Source organism: Proteiniclasticum sp. C24MP (assembly GCF_043951855.1).
Lineage (GTDB): Bacteria > Bacillota > Clostridia > Clostridiales > Clostridiaceae > Proteiniclasticum.
Window position 1 is genome coordinate 14,039 of record NZ_JBINJW010000032.1, and the last position, 15,764, is coordinate 29,802.

Annotated in this window: 16 protein-coding genes; 9 read left to right on the forward strand and 7 right to left on the reverse strand. The window is 41.8% G+C overall.

The features are described 5' to 3' along the window. Positions 1 to 108 precede the first annotated feature (108 nt). The 3 genes from ACHAL6_RS14265 to ACHAL6_RS14275 are packed head-to-tail and all read left to right on the forward strand — an operon-like array spanning position 109 to position 2,988. Positions 109 to 1,023 (forward strand): alpha/beta hydrolase, encoded by a 915-nt coding sequence (locus ACHAL6_RS14265; RefSeq protein WP_395271341.1) that lies wholly within the window; start codon positions 109 to 111, stop codon positions 1,021 to 1,023. Between the two features lie 16 nt (positions 1,024 to 1,039). Further along, the gene (locus tag ACHAL6_RS14270; protein WP_395271342.1) at positions 1,040 to 2,308 is read left to right on the forward strand and encodes a hypothetical protein; all 1,269 of its coding nucleotides are present in this window, start codon (positions 1,040 to 1,042) and stop codon (positions 2,306 to 2,308) included. A gap of 14 nt (positions 2,309 to 2,322) precedes the next feature. Further along, on the forward strand, positions 2,323 to 2,988 hold the full coding sequence (locus ACHAL6_RS14275; protein WP_395271343.1) for a DUF6320 domain-containing protein: 666 nt from the start codon (positions 2,323 to 2,325) through the stop codon (positions 2,986 to 2,988). A gap of 37 nt (positions 2,989 to 3,025) precedes the next feature. Here the strand turns inward: ACHAL6_RS14275 and ACHAL6_RS14280 are convergent, their stop codons facing one another. Continuing rightward, the gene (locus ACHAL6_RS14280) at positions 3,026 to 3,895 is read right to left on the reverse strand and encodes a PhzF family phenazine biosynthesis protein (RefSeq protein ID WP_395271344.1); all 870 of its coding nucleotides are present in this window, start codon (positions 3,893 to 3,895) and stop codon (positions 3,026 to 3,028) included. A 214-nt stretch (positions 3,896 to 4,109) separates the two neighbouring features. Then, entirely contained in the window at positions 4,110 to 4,331 is a 222-nt protein-coding gene (locus ACHAL6_RS14285) for a YdbC family protein (protein ID WP_395271345.1), read from the reverse strand. A gap of 337 nt (positions 4,332 to 4,668) precedes the next feature. On the opposite strand from ACHAL6_RS14285, the gene ACHAL6_RS14290 reads away from it, so the two are divergent. Further along, on the forward strand, positions 4,669 to 5,925 hold the full coding sequence (locus tag ACHAL6_RS14290; protein ID WP_395271346.1) for an NlpC/P60 family protein: 1,257 nt from the start codon (positions 4,669 to 4,671) through the stop codon (positions 5,923 to 5,925). A 58-nt stretch (positions 5,926 to 5,983) separates the two neighbouring features. Here ACHAL6_RS14290 and ACHAL6_RS14295 read toward each other — a convergent pair whose 3' ends face one another. The 3 genes from ACHAL6_RS14295 to ACHAL6_RS14305 all read right to left on the reverse strand — a co-directional run bounded on the left by ACHAL6_RS14295 (position 5,984) and on the right by ACHAL6_RS14305 (position 7,919). Then, a complete protein-coding gene (locus tag ACHAL6_RS14295; RefSeq protein WP_395271347.1) occupies positions 5,984 to 6,676 on the reverse strand; it encodes an LrgB family protein in 693 nt (230 codons plus the stop codon). Further along, on the reverse strand, positions 6,673 to 7,020 hold the full coding sequence (locus ACHAL6_RS14300) for a CidA/LrgA family protein (protein WP_395271348.1): 348 nt from the start codon (positions 7,018 to 7,020) through the stop codon (positions 6,673 to 6,675). The genes ACHAL6_RS14295 and ACHAL6_RS14300 overlap by 4 nt, the downstream gene beginning before the upstream one ends. A 140-nt stretch (positions 7,021 to 7,160) precedes the next feature. Further along, positions 7,161 to 7,919, reverse strand: a complete 759-nt coding sequence (locus ACHAL6_RS14305) for an EFR1 family ferrodoxin (RefSeq protein ID WP_395271349.1) — start codon at positions 7,917 to 7,919, stop codon at positions 7,161 to 7,163. A 623-nt stretch (positions 7,920 to 8,542) separates the two neighbouring features. Between ACHAL6_RS14305 and ACHAL6_RS14310 the strand changes: the two genes are divergently transcribed. Continuing rightward, a complete protein-coding gene (locus ACHAL6_RS14310; RefSeq protein WP_395271350.1) occupies positions 8,543 to 9,928 on the forward strand; it encodes an L-cystine transporter in 1,386 nt (461 codons plus the stop codon). A 122-nt stretch (positions 9,929 to 10,050) separates the two neighbouring features. Further along, positions 10,051 to 11,247 carry a DNA polymerase IV gene (gene dinB / locus ACHAL6_RS14315; protein ID WP_395271351.1) on the forward strand — a complete coding sequence of 399 codons (1,197 nt, stop codon included), beginning with the start codon at positions 10,051 to 10,053 and terminating at the stop codon, positions 11,245 to 11,247. 63 nt (positions 11,248 to 11,310) lie between these two features. Here the strand turns inward: dinB and ACHAL6_RS14320 are convergent, their stop codons facing one another. Further along, positions 11,311 to 11,937, reverse strand: a complete 627-nt coding sequence (locus ACHAL6_RS14320; protein WP_395271352.1) for a fasciclin domain-containing protein — start codon at positions 11,935 to 11,937, stop codon at positions 11,311 to 11,313. Positions 11,938 to 12,076: 139 nt separating this feature from the next. On the opposite strand from ACHAL6_RS14320, the gene srtB reads away from it, so the two are divergent. The 3 genes from srtB (at position 12,077) to ACHAL6_RS14335 (ending at position 15,045) form a co-directional block, all read left to right on the forward strand. After that, positions 12,077 to 12,874 (forward strand): class B sortase, encoded by a 798-nt coding sequence (srtB, locus tag ACHAL6_RS14325; RefSeq protein ID WP_395271353.1) that lies wholly within the window; start codon positions 12,077 to 12,079, stop codon positions 12,872 to 12,874. A 134-nt stretch (positions 12,875 to 13,008) separates the two neighbouring features. Continuing rightward, complete coding sequence (locus tag ACHAL6_RS14330; RefSeq protein WP_395271354.1) at positions 13,009 to 14,223, forward strand: MFS transporter; 1,215 nt, start codon at positions 13,009 to 13,011, stop codon at positions 14,221 to 14,223. Positions 14,224 to 14,493: 270 nt separating this feature from the next. Continuing rightward, positions 14,494 to 15,045: a hypothetical protein gene (locus ACHAL6_RS14335; RefSeq protein ID WP_395271355.1), complete on the forward strand. Its 552-nt coding sequence runs from the start codon at positions 14,494 to 14,496 to the stop codon at positions 15,043 to 15,045. 77 nt (positions 15,046 to 15,122) lie between these two features. On the opposite strand, the gene ACHAL6_RS14340 is transcribed toward ACHAL6_RS14335, so the two are convergent. Continuing rightward, entirely contained in the window at positions 15,123 to 15,581 is a 459-nt protein-coding gene (locus ACHAL6_RS14340) for a DUF6241 domain-containing protein (RefSeq protein WP_395271356.1), read from the reverse strand. Between the last annotated feature and the right edge of the window lie 183 nt (positions 15,582 to 15,764).

Sequence of the window (15,764 nt, forward strand, 5' to 3'; positions counted from 1 at the left end):
TCATCAGAGACCGAAAGCACTTATGAAATACATTCAGCGTGCGCTCAGATGTTTTTCTTCTATGACAGGAAATAATACGGTATACTAAGCTCAAAGAAGGAGCGTGCTATGAAACCTTTAAAAAGAATCACACTAAGGGCTCTATCCAGCATAGATGTGAATATCAAAAAGAATTATAAACTCTTCCGGAAAGTCCAGAAGATCATCACACCATCCCCGAAAATCCCATACAGAACCTTTGATCATAAAGTGATGTCAGGTGATCGGGAAATTCCCATTCGTCTTTTCATTCCCAAAGAAAACAGAAAAGACCAGGTGATGATTTTTTTCCATGGCGGAGGATGGGTCACCGGTGATATCGATACCTATACACCCGTCTGCGCCAATCTGGCAGAAGGCACCGGACATACCATTGTCTCCGTTGATTATGCACTGGCACCAGAGAATCCTTATCCCATCGGACTTATGGACTGCTATACCGCAGCAAAGGAAATCTTTCAGAACATTGATCTTCTGGGGACTACTTCTGAAAATATCACACTCATCGGCGACAGCGCCGGCGGAAATCTTGCAGCTGTCGTTTCACTGATGGCCAGAGATAAAGGAGAATTTCATCCTCAAAGACAGATTCTGATTTATCCGGCGACCTATCACGATCACAGCAGTCACTCACCCTTCAGATCTGTTCAGGAGAACGGCGAAGACTTCATACTGACAGCAGAAAGAATTGAAGATTATATGGACCTGTATGTGCCGGATAAAGCTGCCCGTAAAACACCTTATGTAGCGCCTCTGATCGCAGATGATCTCAGTTCTCAGCCGAAAACACTGATCATCACCTCCGAGTATGATCCACTTCGGGATGAAGGGGAAGCTTACGGAAAAAGACTGCGCAGCTTCGGGAACGATGTAAGAATCTTTCAGATGAAGGATGCTCTCCACGGATACATGAATAATCCCCTGTCTCAGGATGTTGTTGAGCATACCATTGAAATCATAAATCTTTTCCTGAATGAGAAATAGAAAAGGAGTCTACTATATGAAGGAGAACAAAAAAATCAAATGGAGAAGGCTGGACAATGCATCCAAAATCTTTCCTCCTACCGTCACAAACAGAGACACAAAAGTATTTCGACTGTACTGTGAACTGAATGAAGAGGTAGATCCCAAGATTCTTCAGGAAGCTGTATCTCCTACACTGGAGAGCTTTCCGCTCTATCGTTCCGTCCTCAGGAGAGGTGCTTTCTGGTACTATTTCGAATCCAGTGATCTGGAACCGGTCGTGGAGGAAGAATCCAAACCCATCTGCGCACCGCTTTATCTGAAAGAAGAAAAAAGCCTCCTGTTCAGAGTCTTCTATTTCAAGAAAAGAATCAATGTGGAGATATTTCATGCTTTAAGTGACGGAGCAGGTGCCATCTGGTTTTTTGAAACCCTCATTTATCATTATATGACCTTGAAACATAAGGATGATCTGCCAGAAGACTTCCCTAAGCTTCGATATAAGGCTTCCATGAGCCAGAAGATGGACGACAGCTTCGAAAAAACCTATTATAAAAAACGTGCTGCTGAAAACGTGGAGAAATCACCCTCTGTCAAGGCGTATCAGCTTCGTGGCACCAAGGTGGAAGAGAACCGCACAAAGCTCATAGAAGGTACTTTGTCCGTAAAAAAAGTGCTCGATCTGGCTCACGAGTACAACACGACCTTGACGGTATTCATGACTGCACTCTATTTCTATGCCATCAATAAAGATATGCCTTCGAAAATGAGGAAAGATCCCGTGGTACTGCAGGTGCCGATCAACCTGAGGCAGTTTTTCGAATCAAACACTGCGCGAAACTTTTTCGGAACCATGAACATACAATATGATTTTTCCACACAGAGTCATGATCTTCAGGATATCATTAATTCCGTCAGCGAAAGCTTCAAAAATGAACTGACACGAGATAAAATCAACCACCATCTCGATAAACTCATGTCACTGGAGAAAAACCCTTTTGCGAGAGTGATCCCCTTGCCCGTCAAGGACATCGCATTGAAGATCGCCAACCACATCAAAGACCGCCAAATCTCCTCCTCCATCTCCAATGTGGGAAGAATCATCATGCCCGAGGAATTTGAACCGTTCATCCATAAGTTCAGTGTATTCGTAAGCGCCAGACGTCCTCAGATCGTAGTATGTTCCTATCTGGATCAGCTGGTTGTGAGCTTTACATCCCCATACCAGGATACAGATCTTCAGAGAACCTATTTTGAGTTTCTGACCAGTAGAGGAATCAAAGTAGGCATCTCATCCAATTTATAGAAAGGAGGCTTCTTATGCAGCATTGTAATCATTGTAATGTGGAAATTCTGGAAACCAGAACCAGCTGTCCTCTCTGCGGAAATAAACTGCCCTCACCAGAAGAAGAGAAATCTGTAGCTCTGTTTCCCCAAATACCATCCTATCTGAAAAGTCATATGACCCTAAGAATCCTGCTGTTCATTTCCATCGTTATGGTTGTTCTTGGTTTTACGATCTACTTCATCTTCCCCACAGAACTGAACTGGCCGCTCCTTCTCCTTCTGGGTCTTTTAAGCATCTGGCTCGACATGATTTTTCTTGTTCAGAAGCGATTTCACATTCCCAAGAAGATTGTCTGGCAGGTAGCTATTATTTCAGTGCTCTCTGTTTTCTGGGATTGGAATACAGGCTGGAGAGGCTGGTCCTTGAACTATGTGATTCCCATCTTATGTATCACCGCACTGCTTCTTATGTACTCCATTGCGATTATCATGAAGCTGGGAAACCGAGACTACATAACTTATGCTTTCATGTCAGCTCTATTCGGCTTCATCCCTATCCTGTTTCTCCTATTTGATTGGGTTACAGTGCAGTATCCTTCCATTATCAGTATCGCTGTAAGCTTTATTTTTCTGTCCGCGATTTTCATCCTGCAGGGAAACAGCATAAAGAGTGAAATCGAAAAAAGATTTCATATTTAAAATCACCATGGAAACTCCATGGTGATTTTTCATGCATTCATTCAGTTTCAACGTATTTTTTCTTTGTATCCATAATGTTCCCACCAACATAGATGCTCCTGATGGAATCTTCTGCCGTATCTATGGATGCTCTGATCACAGAGGGTCGTCCGAACACTTCCCCCTGTACAAAAACGATGGAATTCAGTTTCTCTCTTCTGAGAAGCCCGCATTTATAGAGATACGCTGCCAGTGCACCGCTGGCTGTCCCTGTTGCAGCTTCTTCCATGATTCCCAATGAAGGCGCGAAATTTCTTGTATACGCTGTTACTTTCCCCTGATCCAGTGAGAACACATGATAGCCTTCCGCATTGTACTGCTTCGATAATTCGATGATTTTATCAAAATCCGGTTTGAGATGATCTAGAACAGCTTTCGATCGTACTGGGATGATCAGATCCTTTAACCCGGTGGACACAAACTGCGGCAGATATTCTGAAACAAGATCCCTCACTTCAATGTTAAGTGAGTCTGCAACCTCTACAGGATCGGCATATTCAAAGAATCTTGGTTTGGACAGTTCCATCATTACACTGTCTGCACCGATCTCAATATGAAGCACATCGTGGACTGTCTCCAGCTTATACTGTCCACTTTCTATAATATTCAGGTCTCGTAATAAGGAAAATACCGCTATAGTCGCATGACCACATAAATCGACTTCTCTGACCGGTGTGAAGTATCTGACTCTGAGATCAGCAATACTGGACTTCAGCACAAATGCAGTTTCCGAATATCCGATTTTCCGTGCAATGATCTGCATTGTTTCTTCGGATAAGGCGTCCGCTTCTAAAACCACAGCAGCAGGATTCCCGCCGCCTATTTCTTCTGCGAAAGAATTCGTGGTATACACTTCAATCAATTTCATCGCTTCCTTCCTAATCTTCTGCTTTTCTGATGTCCCTTTCATCTTAACTCAGGAGGCATTCAATTTGAACCCGGAGATCGTAATTACTTTCATCAAAAGAGAACAGTGTGCCAAATAAGCACACTGTAGAGTAGGCTTCTCCCCTTCAGTAGAAGCGCTTCAAGGATGACCTTCACTGTCTGCTGGTCAGTCAATCCATTCCAGCTACCCTCTGCTAAAAATCAATCTTGTTAAGAAGTTCCCTTAATTTTAAAGCTTCTTCCTTCGAAAGAGTGATTCCTTTCGCCATTTTTTCATGTTCCGGATCCCATTCACGAATATCGAATTTACCAGGTCTGTCGTTCCAGCTGACGAGATTTAGCTCTTTTGTCCATCCCTTCGGAGAGACAGAGATTTCACCGATTTTCTCCAGAATTTCATACTTTATATCTGCCATTAACATCAACTCCTCTTTTCTTATACTCCTATTATACTCTACTTCTGAAAAATCAATCATATTCTGATGAAACAGATTAATGATCACGAATCGAAAGATACATCTGCGCCTTCAAATTTTCTGAAAATTGTTACTCCTTATATGATTTTATCCGTAATAATCAATAAATCAGCACAATCGTTTGTTATTTGTGTCGATTCTATGTGAAGTTCAGGAATTAATACACATAAATTTACAAATTTTATCATATTCTTTTAAATCTTCATAACTTCAACATATCTCCAACATATAATTAGCCTGTAATTAATTTGTAATGTTTAGAGGTTAGGAGAACACAATGAAGAATATCAGAATAAAAGTCATTGCGGCTTTAATCACAACTTCAACTTTATTCGGAGTAGCCACTCCGGTTATGGCATCCCCTGTTTCAGAGGAAGTCCAGCAGGAAATGCTTCAGCAGCAGGCAGAATACAAAGAAGTGGAAGAAAAAATAAACATGCTTCACATGGAGATTGATGAGATTCTTGATGGAATCACTGATATCATGGTTAGAATCGAAGAAACAAACGAAAAAATAGCAGTAGTAGAAGAAGAAAAGAAAGCTACTATGGATAAAATTGCAGTAACGGAAACTGAACTGAAAGTGAAGATTGAAGAGTACGGTGAGAGACTACGTGCCATGTACAAACAGGGAAACACAGGTATTCTTAGTGCAATCCTCGGATCTGACAGTATCGCGGATCTGATTTCCAGAACGGAAGCCGTTATAAAAATCGCCAAAATCGACAAACAGCTGCTGGATGAAATTGAAGAAATTAAGAAACAGCTGGAAGAAGAGAAAAATAATCTTCAGAAGGATATCGATGCTTTAGAAGAGCTGAATGCCATCAATGAAGAAGATATGAAGATGGCAGAAGAAAAGAAAGTGGAAGCCGATGTAAAGCTACTCGAACTGGAAGAAGAAGAGAAGAAAATCGCTGGAAGCCTTATGACAACAGAACTTTCCCTTCTCTCAGCAAGTAAATCCATTGTGAATGACTCCTCCAGCTCTGATGAGAAGTTAAATGCGGCAATCACTGAAATGAGAAGAATAAGAGAATCAATCATCACTGAGGCTGCTGACACAGAAGCAGTGGAGCTGATTGAAAAAGCGAAATCCATCCTGAAAGAACGTAGACTTGCCAGAGAGCGTGCTCAGCAGACAAACAGTTCCAGCAATGCCGGTACAGCATCCGTTTCAAGCAGCGCCATCGTAAACAAGGCATATCAGTACCTGGGTGTACCTTATGTCTGGGGTGGAACATCTCCTAGCGGATTCGACTGCTCTGGATTCATTCAATATGTATTCAGATCACAAGGCATAAGTCTTCCCAGAGTGTCAAGAGCACAGGCTGCATCAGGCAGCTACGTCTCAATCTCTAATGCACAGCCTGGGGATATTCTGTATTTCGGTCAGTCCTCAGTAACACATGTAGGAATCTATATTGGTAACAATAAAATGATACATGCCCCTAGACCAGGAAAAACAGTGGAAATCGTGGATATCGGATGGCATGTCAGAAACTACAGAATCAAGGGTGCCAGAAGAATCTAATTCATAAAGTAAAACACAAAAATGATAGGTCAATTGACCTATCATTTTTTAATGTTTTCTACAAAAAAAGTTTCAGCATAAGCGGAACAATTACTGCTGTCAGAAGCCCCGCGATGCCAATGGAAAGACCACTCATGCTTCCTTCAATTTCCCCCTCTTCCAGTGCTTTTGTGGTGCCTAGGGCATGAGATGTGGTGCCGTAGGCGATACCCCGAGCGACCTTGTCATCGATTTTGAATATCTTGAAAATGATCGGTCCCAGTATGACGCCAGTCAGTCCTGAAATGATGATTGCTGCAATCGTAATCTGAGGTATCCCTCCGATCTGCTGTGATAGTTCCAGTCCGATGGGCGTTGTCACGGATTTAGGCACCAGCGAATAAAAGAACTGTTCCTCCAGCCCCGTAAATTTCACCAGAAAATACACAGTAACGAAATTGATGATGACTCCACCGGTAATTCCAAGGAAAATCGGCCAGAGATTTGCAGTAAGCAGTTTGAAATTCCGATATAAAGGCACTGCCAGGGCTACAGTAGCTGGCGTAATGAAGAAGGAAACAATCTTCCCGCCCGCATTATAGTTCTCATAATCAATCCCTGTAATAATAAGAAATAGAATGATAAGTACAGTTGAAATCAGCAGCGGATTCAGCAGTGCGAGGCCTGTTCTTCTCTGAAGATATAAACCTGCTTCATAGGCTATGAGGGTGATTAAAACCCCGAATATCGGATTTGAAATCAATTGTGTCATAATTTTCTCCTCCGAATCAGTTGAACTACTCCTGCTGTAATGGTCATCACAATAACCGAGCTCAATATCGATATCCCAAGAAGAATCGCCCAGGAGGATTTCAGAACTCCTGCCACTGTAATAAGTCCTACCCCCGCAGGCACAAAAAATACTGCCAGGTGATTCATAAGAAAATTCGTAAGTTCTTCAATCTGCTTCACGCGAACCATGCCCGATAACAGCAGCGAAAGTAATAGCAGTAGCCCCAATACGCTGCCTGGTAATGGCACATGGATCACCTTGTTCATAAATTCACCTATTACTGAAATGCCAAATAATAGGATTGATTGTCTGATTAGTTTCATTAATTCGTTTCTCCTGTCAAATTAAAATATATGTTTGCACACTTCAGCTTCCGCAATCTCTGGGATCACAAATGAATCCCCTGTCTGGAGGAATCCTCCACCCCTTGGAATTGACTTACACCTCGTGTCCCTGGAACCACCTATTTTAAAATAGGATGTACATACCTGTTTCTTTTCTTTGTACTTTGTCCATACTGGATTGCTTCCTGAGGACAGCGGTTGATACAAGCAACGCAATGGATACATTGCTCTTTGGTCCATTCAGGTCTTCCGTTCACCATTTTAATGGCTTTTGATGGACAGATCTCTTCACAGAGATTGCAGGAATTGCATCTATTATCCGCATAGAATTTTCTGGTTTTACGACCTCTCTGATAGATCGGATAAATTGCACCAGTGAGCATTCTTTCCAGAAAAGTAGATGGCTTATCCGATGTCCCTTTGACAGAAATGGACTTTATGATGCCCATTAATTTTCCTTCTGCATTTTTCAGGGCATCCTCCTGTTCCTGCCTGCTGAGCAGATCATATCCGAAAATGAAATTATCTACCATCGGAAGTTCATAAAATGCTGATAAGTGCAGATTTTTCCCTTTCAGCAGTGTGTTTAATAATCTGTCTGCACCTCCACAATTGGCACCGCATGTGACAACAGCAAAGATATGGACCGGATTGGTATCTGTCAGGTCTAGTTTACTGATGAAATCAGCAACGATGGTAGGTAACCCGTAATAATATGCAGGAAACACAAAGCCGACACTCTCTTTCGCATCCAGTTCATATTTGAACTGATTCTCTGTCATGGCTTTCGAAATATCGATGACCCTGGATCCGATTTTATTTCTGATTTTTTCTGCGACATATAAAGAATTACCTGTTCCTGAAAAATAAAAAATCATTCTAACACCCCTCTCTACCTATATGATATCAGCTGAACCATTTAATTCAAACTAATATGTATTTTTAAGTTCAGAAACGCTGCATGAAGAAAGAGAACAAACCTGATCCCTCTCTGTACAATATCAGCAGCTCACTTTTCTTCATCCTGATCTTCTCGATCTTTGAACTTGAACTTCCCCCAGACAGTTTCATCGCCAAAACTTATTGACAATTTCCGTTTTTTACTATATATTAGATTCTGTACTTATATTTGACCAAATTAGTCGGATTACTATGATGAGAAGAGTATGCTGTTAAATGTTTCAAGAGAATGAATCCCCAGGCTGTAAGGATTTTAAACGGATAATGGCAGAAGTGCATCTCTGAGTACTGGATCGAAATAATAGTAGACTCCAGCGGGAATGCCCGTTACAGCATTGAGGTATGATTGTACCGATATTGAGTTTTCCCAGCATATAATGCAGGGTTAACAGAGTGGAACCGTGGAAGTGAACTTCTGCCTCTGTATTTGAGGCAGAAGTATTTTTATTTTCACATATATTCACGAAAATCAGATGAATTCTCGACATGATGACGGATCTTTCGGTTAAATTGATACAAATAAACATCTGGAGGTATTAATATGAACACACTTTACACACTGCTCATTCTAGCTGTAGCTGCTGCCATCATTTATGGACTGTTTTACATGCAGAAGAAGCATATGTCCTTCACCAAAAGAGTTCTGACTGCATTGGTAGCCGGAATACTATTTGGCGGTGCGCTTCAGCTGCTGCTCGGTTCAGGATCGGAAGTAATCGCTTCATCGAATACATGGATCAACATCATCGGGTCGGGCTATGTCAGACTTCTTAATATGATTGTCATACCACTGGTATTTGTCGCCATCTCCACCTCGATCGTCAATCAGGATGCCAGTTCACTGAGAAAGAGTGCACTCTCCATTATTGTGGTCCTGATGCTCACAACAGCCATTTCAGCTGGTCTTGGTGCAGGGATTTCCACTCTCTTCGGACTTGATTCCAGTGAAATTCTAGCTGGTGAGGCTGAAGCTGCCAGAGGTGAAGCTCTGGAAGATACGCTGAATCAGTTCCAGTCAAAGTCCATTCCAGAACAGATCACTGAAATCATACCACGTAATGTGTTTTATGCCATGAGTGGTCAGGGTTCCTCGGCAACCCTATCCGTTGTGTTTTTTGCGGCATTTCTAGGCATTGCAACCATAGGTCTTAGAAGAAAGAAACCAGAGAGCGCTGAAGCATTCACCAGATTTCTTAATATGCTTCATGATGTCGTCATGAGAATGGTCACATTGGTACTCCGATTCACACCCTATGGCGTATTCGCATTACTGTCAAGATTTGTATCAACTTCAAATTTTTCAGAGATCTCAAGACTGTTTGAATTTGTTGCAGCATCCTATGTTGCGATCATTATTATGTTCCTCATCCATCTTGCGATTTTAATGATGTACAGGCTAAGCCCTGTTAAATATCTGAAGAAAGCCAGTGTTCCACTTTCCTTTGCCTTCTCATCAAGATCAAGCGCAGGCACATTGCCTTTGAATGTTGAAACCCAGACAGAAAAATTCGGTGTTTCAAATGGAGTGGCCAATCTCTCAGCCTCCCTTGGCACCAGTATCGGACAGAACGGCTGTGCAGGGATATACCCAGGCATGCTTGCAGTCATGATTGCGGTTGGTACAGGTGTACCAATGGATGCATCCTTCTTCATCAAGCTGATCATCATCACAGCAATCAGCTCCTTCGGTATTGCCGGAGTAGGCGGAGGTGCTACATTCGCAGCCCTTACGGTTTTATCCTCCATGGGATTGCCAGTAGGACTTGTCGGACTTCTTATTGCCATTGAACCTCTCATTGACATGGCAAGAACCGCACTGAACGTATCCGGTTCCATGGTGGCAGGTCTTGTGACTGCCAGAAGACTTGGCGAAATTGATATGGATATCTACAACCGGGATTTTGAAGAGATAGAAGAAGCTGTATAAAATTATTCCTCCCCATTCATGAAAATGAATGGGGAGTTTTTTCCGTAACGGGTTTTCATAGTATAATATTGTTAAAAGATCCGAATCGCAAACGGACAAAACTTAACTGGGAGGTGCAGCAGATGGAGCGAACCATTTTTCTTGTTGATATGAATGCATTTTTTATTACTTGTGAAACCAGAAGAAACCCTGAACTGAAAGGAAGACCCGCTGCAGTTGCCGGTGATCCCAACAGGAGGTCCGGCATCATTCTGGCTGCGAATTATGAAGCACGGGTTCTTGGCATCAAAACAACCATGACTGTCAATGAAGCTCTGAAACGCTCTCCTGAGCTTCTGCTGGTTCCACCAGATCATCATTACTATGAGGTGATGTCAGATGCGGTGATGAATTACCTATCCAGGTTTTCTCCGGTAGTTGAGCAGAACAGCATTGATGAGGCGTGGATAGATATGACGGGAACGGAGCATCTCTTCGGGCGCCCCATGGAAGCGGCTGAACTGATTATGGAAGGCCTCAAGAAAGAGCTCCAGCTATGGTGCTCCATCGGCATATCCAGCAACAAATTTCTGGCCAAGATGGCTTCGGAAATGAAAAAGCCTTTGGGAATCACTACTCTGAGAAAAGAAGAAGTAGCTGAAAAGCTCTGGCCGTTACCGGTTCAGTATATGTATGGTATCGGCGCCAAAACAACAGAAGCACTGAATAAACTGAATATCATCACAATCCGTGATGTAGCGCTTTACGATAAAAACAAGCTCATCAGAATCTTTGGTAAAGCAGGAATTTCAATGCATGAACATGCGAACGGAATTGATGATGCGCCTTTGAACAATCATTCCAGAGACGACGTTAAATCAGTGGGTAAATCAGTGACATTAAGCAAAGATATTTCAAACATCCAGGATGCAAAACTGATTCTCATGAAGCTCGCTGATGAAGTTTCCATTCGAGCCAGAAGCAAATCAAAAAAAGGGCAGACCGTACAAATCTCCCTGAAATATGCGGATTTCAAGACCATTACCAGACAGCGCAGCATTGCTAGAACGAATCTCTCCAAAGCACTCTATCATGCCGGAGCTGAACTTCTGGATGACATCTGGAGTGAGAAGAAGCCCATCCGGCTCATCGGAATCGCTTTGACCAATTTTGATGATGCAGAGGCCGGTGAACAGATTTCACTTTTCGATCTGAAAAGCCAGAATCAGAATCACACGAAAGATCAGCAGGTACAGGAAGCCCTCGATGAAATCCGAAAGAAATTCGGAAACGACAAGGTTTCCTGGGCATCCCTCATCGACACGAAAAAAAGCACATAAGAGAAGAGACCTTAAACAGTATGAATCACTGTTCAAGGTCTCTCTCATTTTATCTGACTGCTGTTATGCTTCCTTCTTCTTGTATACCAGCATTGCTGCACCGGCAGTTCCTATTGCTGTCAGTAGGAATGGGAATGCTGCAGGAATTCCAGTATCAGGAGCAGTTGTTTCTTCCAGATCCACTGCCTGAAGTGTGAAGTTTTCTGGTACTAATACTGTATCGATGACGTGGATTACACCATTGGTGGCTTCTATGTCTACAGCAGTGATGTTGGAATCATTCACTTTAGGGTCTCCAGAAAGATCGAATTTCACTGTTCCACCATTTACGGTATCGGCTTCCAGTCCATCTGTAAGATCGCCAGACATTACTTTACCAGCTACTACATGATAGGTCAGAACCTTTGCCAGGTCCGGTTGTGCCAGAAGCTCTTCTGCGGTGACATCCAATGCTTCAAGTAGTTTTGCGAATGCATCATTGGTTGGTGCGAAGACTGTGAAAGGACCTTCACCCTGCAATGTTTCAACAAGTTCCGCTTTCTGCAGAGCACTGACTAGAATACTGAAATCAGGATTACCAACTGCGATATCAACAATATCATCGGTAGGTTCTGTAGCAAATACAGGGATACTGAAAACTAAAAGCATAGCGGCTACCATTAGGCTGATTCTTTTTGACATTTTTTTCATTTTTGACAACTCCTATTAATTTTATTTGATTGTTTTTCTCTTTCGATGAGGTTATAATAGCACTAATCAAATATGATGTCATTCAATTGCGACAAATTTAAATTTAAATCACGTAATGTGATTTAATCCCAAAAACGAGGTGATTATTACGAAAAGAAATATAATTGTATCTCTGCTCGCCATCGCTGCACTGCTGCAGTTCTCACTGTGGCTATACGAAATCAACAGCAATAGAGCCATGACAGAATCTGAATCCTATTACAATGAGCTGTCGCAGCTGAACAGTTCAACTGAATCTGACAGTTCAGCCAAACCTGATGTGAAACTCGAAGTTGTACCAGAAGAGCTTCCCCCTTCCTTTCCTGTCGGGAACTTCACATATACCCAGAACCCCGATAGCGCATTACTGAAGATCAATCCCGATTATGTCGGTTGGATCAAAATCGATAACACAAAGGTAGACTATCCGATTGTAAGAGGTGCTGATAACGATGAATATCTGGATATCAACTTCAAAAAAGAACCGGATGTATTAGGTTCCATCTTCATGGACTACAGAAATATCGGGATGGGGCTTGATCGGCACACGATCATCTATGGCCACTATACAGAGCGTGGCTATATGTTCGGTGATCTGAACAAATACCTTGATCAGGATTTCCTGGCGGAAAATGACACGTTCACTATTTCAACACCTCAAGGAGAAAAAAACTACCAGATATTTTCCATTCACATTTCTCCTTCGGAAGGTCCTTTTCTTGATACGCAGTTCAAGGACACAACATATACCGATTTCCTGAATATGCTGAATAATGAATCCATAATGGATACAGAAACTGCTCTGAACAAGGAGCTGGATCTGCTAAGTCTAGTGACATGCAATTATGCCGTTGAAGACGGCAGACTGTTCATTCATGCCATTGAAATAGAACAATGATAAAAATTCCGGAGCACACATTTCTCCGGAATTTTTATCGTTTCGCTGCATACCTATACTTCTATGATGACAGTATTTTTGTTATGATGTAGGTTGAAAAGAATGAATAGAAATATGCCGGGAGAAGGGTTCCTATGAAGAATAATATATCAGTAACAACGAAATTGACAGCAAGATATGCACTGATTCATGGCGCTTACTGGATGGTCTTTGGTGCAACATATAATTTCATTACAGTGTATCTATTGTCTAAGAATTTCGAAAGCCATCAGATTGGACTGATCCTGGCTTTCACTAACATTTTCTCAGCTATTCTGCAGCCACTTGTAGCCGGATATGCCGACAGAAGCAGAAAAAGCGCACTGAGATACACCACTTCCCTTATGTTGTTTATCTGTCTGTCCCTTTCCTTCATCATGGCAGTATCCCCTGCCATCATGTTTATTACTGCATCCCTGTATTTTATGCTCTTAACTGTGATGCTTACTATACACCCCCTGATCAATTCTCTGGGGATGAATTACATCAACGAAGGAATACCCCTGAATTTCGGATTTGCCAGAGGCATGGGCTCCCTGGCTTATGCCGCGATGTCCTATGTGCTTGGTGCTGCTGTAGAGCAGTACGGCACAGATATCCTTCCCTACGCCTTTATTCTGCTGTTCAGCTTCACCTTTGTATTTACAATCTCATTCAGGCTGAAAAACCCAACAGAAGCAGCAGATTCATTTCAAACTGACAGAAAGGAGCCCATCCAGAGTTCCCCCCTAAACAGTTCCACCCTTTCAGCTTCAGGATTCATACTCAAATATCATCGTTTCTCTCTTTATCTTCTTGGTGTTATCCTGATATTCATCAGCTTCAACATCATCAATATCTATATGATCAAAATTGTGCAGAATGTCGGTGGAAACGAAGCAACCATGGGAAGCGCCTTTGCTATAGCCGCTGTACTGGAATTACCGGTAATGCTCTCTTTCACAAAAATCATCAATAAGTATCACAATGCGTCATTATTGAAACTAGCCGGTCTGTTTTTCACTGCTAAAGCATTCATAACACTGGTTTCATCCACCATAGGCATGATATACCTTGCGCAGTCCTTTCAGATGCTTTCCTATGCGATTTTCATCCCAGGTTCAATCTACTACGTAAACCAGGTCATTGACAAAAAAGATATGATCAAGGGTCAGGCATTCACAACCGCAGCTACAACACTTGGTGGTGTTGGCGGAAGCCTCATCGGTGGATGGATCCTCTCTGTTGCGACAGTCAGACTCATGCTTGTGATCGGTCTTGTTTTCTCGTTGGCAGGCAGCGTGATATTGCTTCTGACTATTGAAAAATAAACTTCTCTGCATAGCATGTATCTGTGACGTTTGTACAAGAACTGTTATGCTATTCACCCAAGTAAGCTTGATTTTACAGCAAAAGATGATAGTATAGTTATTGAGATATCCATAATATTGCTTGGTAATTCAAAGGAATATGATAATTCACTTCACATATTATTTGTATTTCTTAATAATTTATTAAGTTGTGTTAAGAATATCTACACTTTACGTACAGTTGTGCGTGTATCGTGACAACTAGTAACATATCAAAGGAGAAAGATAAAAATGAACAAAAAACTAACTGTTTTAATCATTTCTGCAATGGCTGTACTTTTCGCAGTAGGATGTTCAACAGAAGAACAGACTCCTGAAACACCCGCCGAAACTCCAGTGGAAACTCCAGTTGAAACACCTGCTGAAACTCCAGTGGAAACCCCTTCTGAAACACCAGAAGAATCAGAGGTCGCAGTTACATCTCTACTTGAAAGCAGAGAATTGACTGACGAAGAACAGAGCAATCTGGAAAAAGTGGTTCGTTTCATGAGAACCGTTGATGATACAGTACAGGTGGCTTTATTCGAAATGACTGAAATTGATGGTGGATTCAACATGGAATTCATTCTGAAGAATAACTTTGCTGATGCAACCGTTGTAGAAGAAGGAACAATCATCTCCATAATGAATCAGGATCAGGAAGAAATAGAAGTTGCTTTACCAATGGATATTGAAATTGAACCTGATGCTGGTGTGCTTTTTGAAGCAGAAGTTATCACAGATCTTCTCGCATCAAGAAACGATGTTTACTTTATAGAATTCAAAGCTGAAGAAGCTGACTAATTTCCGATAAGAAACCTTGATCATTTTGCAGATCTTACTGCAAGTGATCAAGGTTTTTTTCAGTTCATTTCATCATTCTATTCTTCCACTGCCCAATCCGGCAGCGTCATGGTATTTACACCAGTAGCTTTCCCCACCGTTCCACCCAATTTTATCCAAACATAGCTGTGATTATTGTGGGCTCTAGAGAAGTCCCCGTTTTTCCATCTTTGCAGTATATCGAACACCTCTTCTTTTATTTCGTCGCGGCCATTGAACTCTTCAACTTTTATAAGCAGCTGATCAATATTCTCCAGTGTCAGATCCTTATATCCCCACTTATCTTCTGCAATCACAACATTATGAGACATATGATGGATATCGGTGTATAGGGACAGCAGATCACGATCCTCTCCTTGGCTTACATGGTCTGAACCGCTTCTGAACACCGAGGTGGTGATGCGTCTGACGACAGGCTTATAACTCTGAATCAGCCAAAATCCAATTATAAAAATCACAACGATCAGGACTATTGATCCTCTTATCCTTTTACTCATATCATCCTCTCTAAAATATTATAACATCTATTACACTATGAATATTCTTAAATTATTATACTATATCTTTGATTATATTTTAGTATTGCATATACTATCATAAATCGCTGCTTTGAACTTCAGTACGCGAAAAACACTTTCCACGAAAAACACTCCCCCTTTGGTATAGCGTTCATCCCGGAA

Excerpts from the sequence above, each read along its gene's own strand:
- ACHAL6_RS14265 (WP_395271341.1), top strand. The coding sequence starts at position 109 with ATGAAACCTTTAAAAAGAATCACACTAAGGGCTCTATCCAGCATAGAT.
- ACHAL6_RS14270 (WP_395271342.1), top strand. The coding sequence starts at position 1,040 with ATGAAGGAGAACAAAAAAATCAAATGGAGAAGGCTGGACAATGCATCC.
- ACHAL6_RS14275 (WP_395271343.1), top strand. The coding sequence starts at position 2,323 with ATGCAGCATTGTAATCATTGTAATGTGGAAATTCTGGAAACCAGAACC.
- ACHAL6_RS14280 (WP_395271344.1), bottom strand. The coding sequence starts at position 3,895 with ATGAAATTGATTGAAGTGTATACCACGAATTCTTTCGCAGAAGAAATA.
- ACHAL6_RS14285 (WP_395271345.1), bottom strand. The coding sequence starts at position 4,331 with ATGGCAGATATAAAGTATGAAATTCTGGAGAAAATCGGTGAAATCTCT.
- ACHAL6_RS14290 (WP_395271346.1), top strand. The coding sequence starts at position 4,669 with ATGAAGAATATCAGAATAAAAGTCATTGCGGCTTTAATCACAACTTCA.
- ACHAL6_RS14295 (WP_395271347.1), bottom strand. The coding sequence starts at position 6,676 with ATGACACAATTGATTTCAAATCCGATATTCGGGGTTTTAATCACCCTC.
- ACHAL6_RS14300 (WP_395271348.1), bottom strand. The coding sequence starts at position 7,020 with ATGAAACTAATCAGACAATCAATCCTATTATTTGGCATTTCAGTAATA.
- ACHAL6_RS14305 (WP_395271349.1), bottom strand. The coding sequence starts at position 7,919 with ATGATTTTTTATTTTTCAGGAACAGGTAATTCTTTATATGTCGCAGAA.
- ACHAL6_RS14310 (WP_395271350.1), top strand. The coding sequence starts at position 8,543 with ATGAACACACTTTACACACTGCTCATTCTAGCTGTAGCTGCTGCCATC.
- dinB (WP_395271351.1), top strand. The coding sequence starts at position 10,051 with ATGGAGCGAACCATTTTTCTTGTTGATATGAATGCATTTTTTATTACT.
- ACHAL6_RS14320 (WP_395271352.1), bottom strand. The coding sequence starts at position 11,937 with ATGAAAAAAATGTCAAAAAGAATCAGCCTAATGGTAGCCGCTATGCTT.
- ACHAL6_RS14330 (WP_395271354.1), top strand. The coding sequence starts at position 13,009 with ATGAAGAATAATATATCAGTAACAACGAAATTGACAGCAAGATATGCA.
- ACHAL6_RS14335 (WP_395271355.1), top strand. The coding sequence starts at position 14,494 with ATGAACAAAAAACTAACTGTTTTAATCATTTCTGCAATGGCTGTACTT.
- ACHAL6_RS14340 (WP_395271356.1), bottom strand. The coding sequence starts at position 15,581 with ATGAGTAAAAGGATAAGAGGATCAATAGTCCTGATCGTTGTGATTTTT.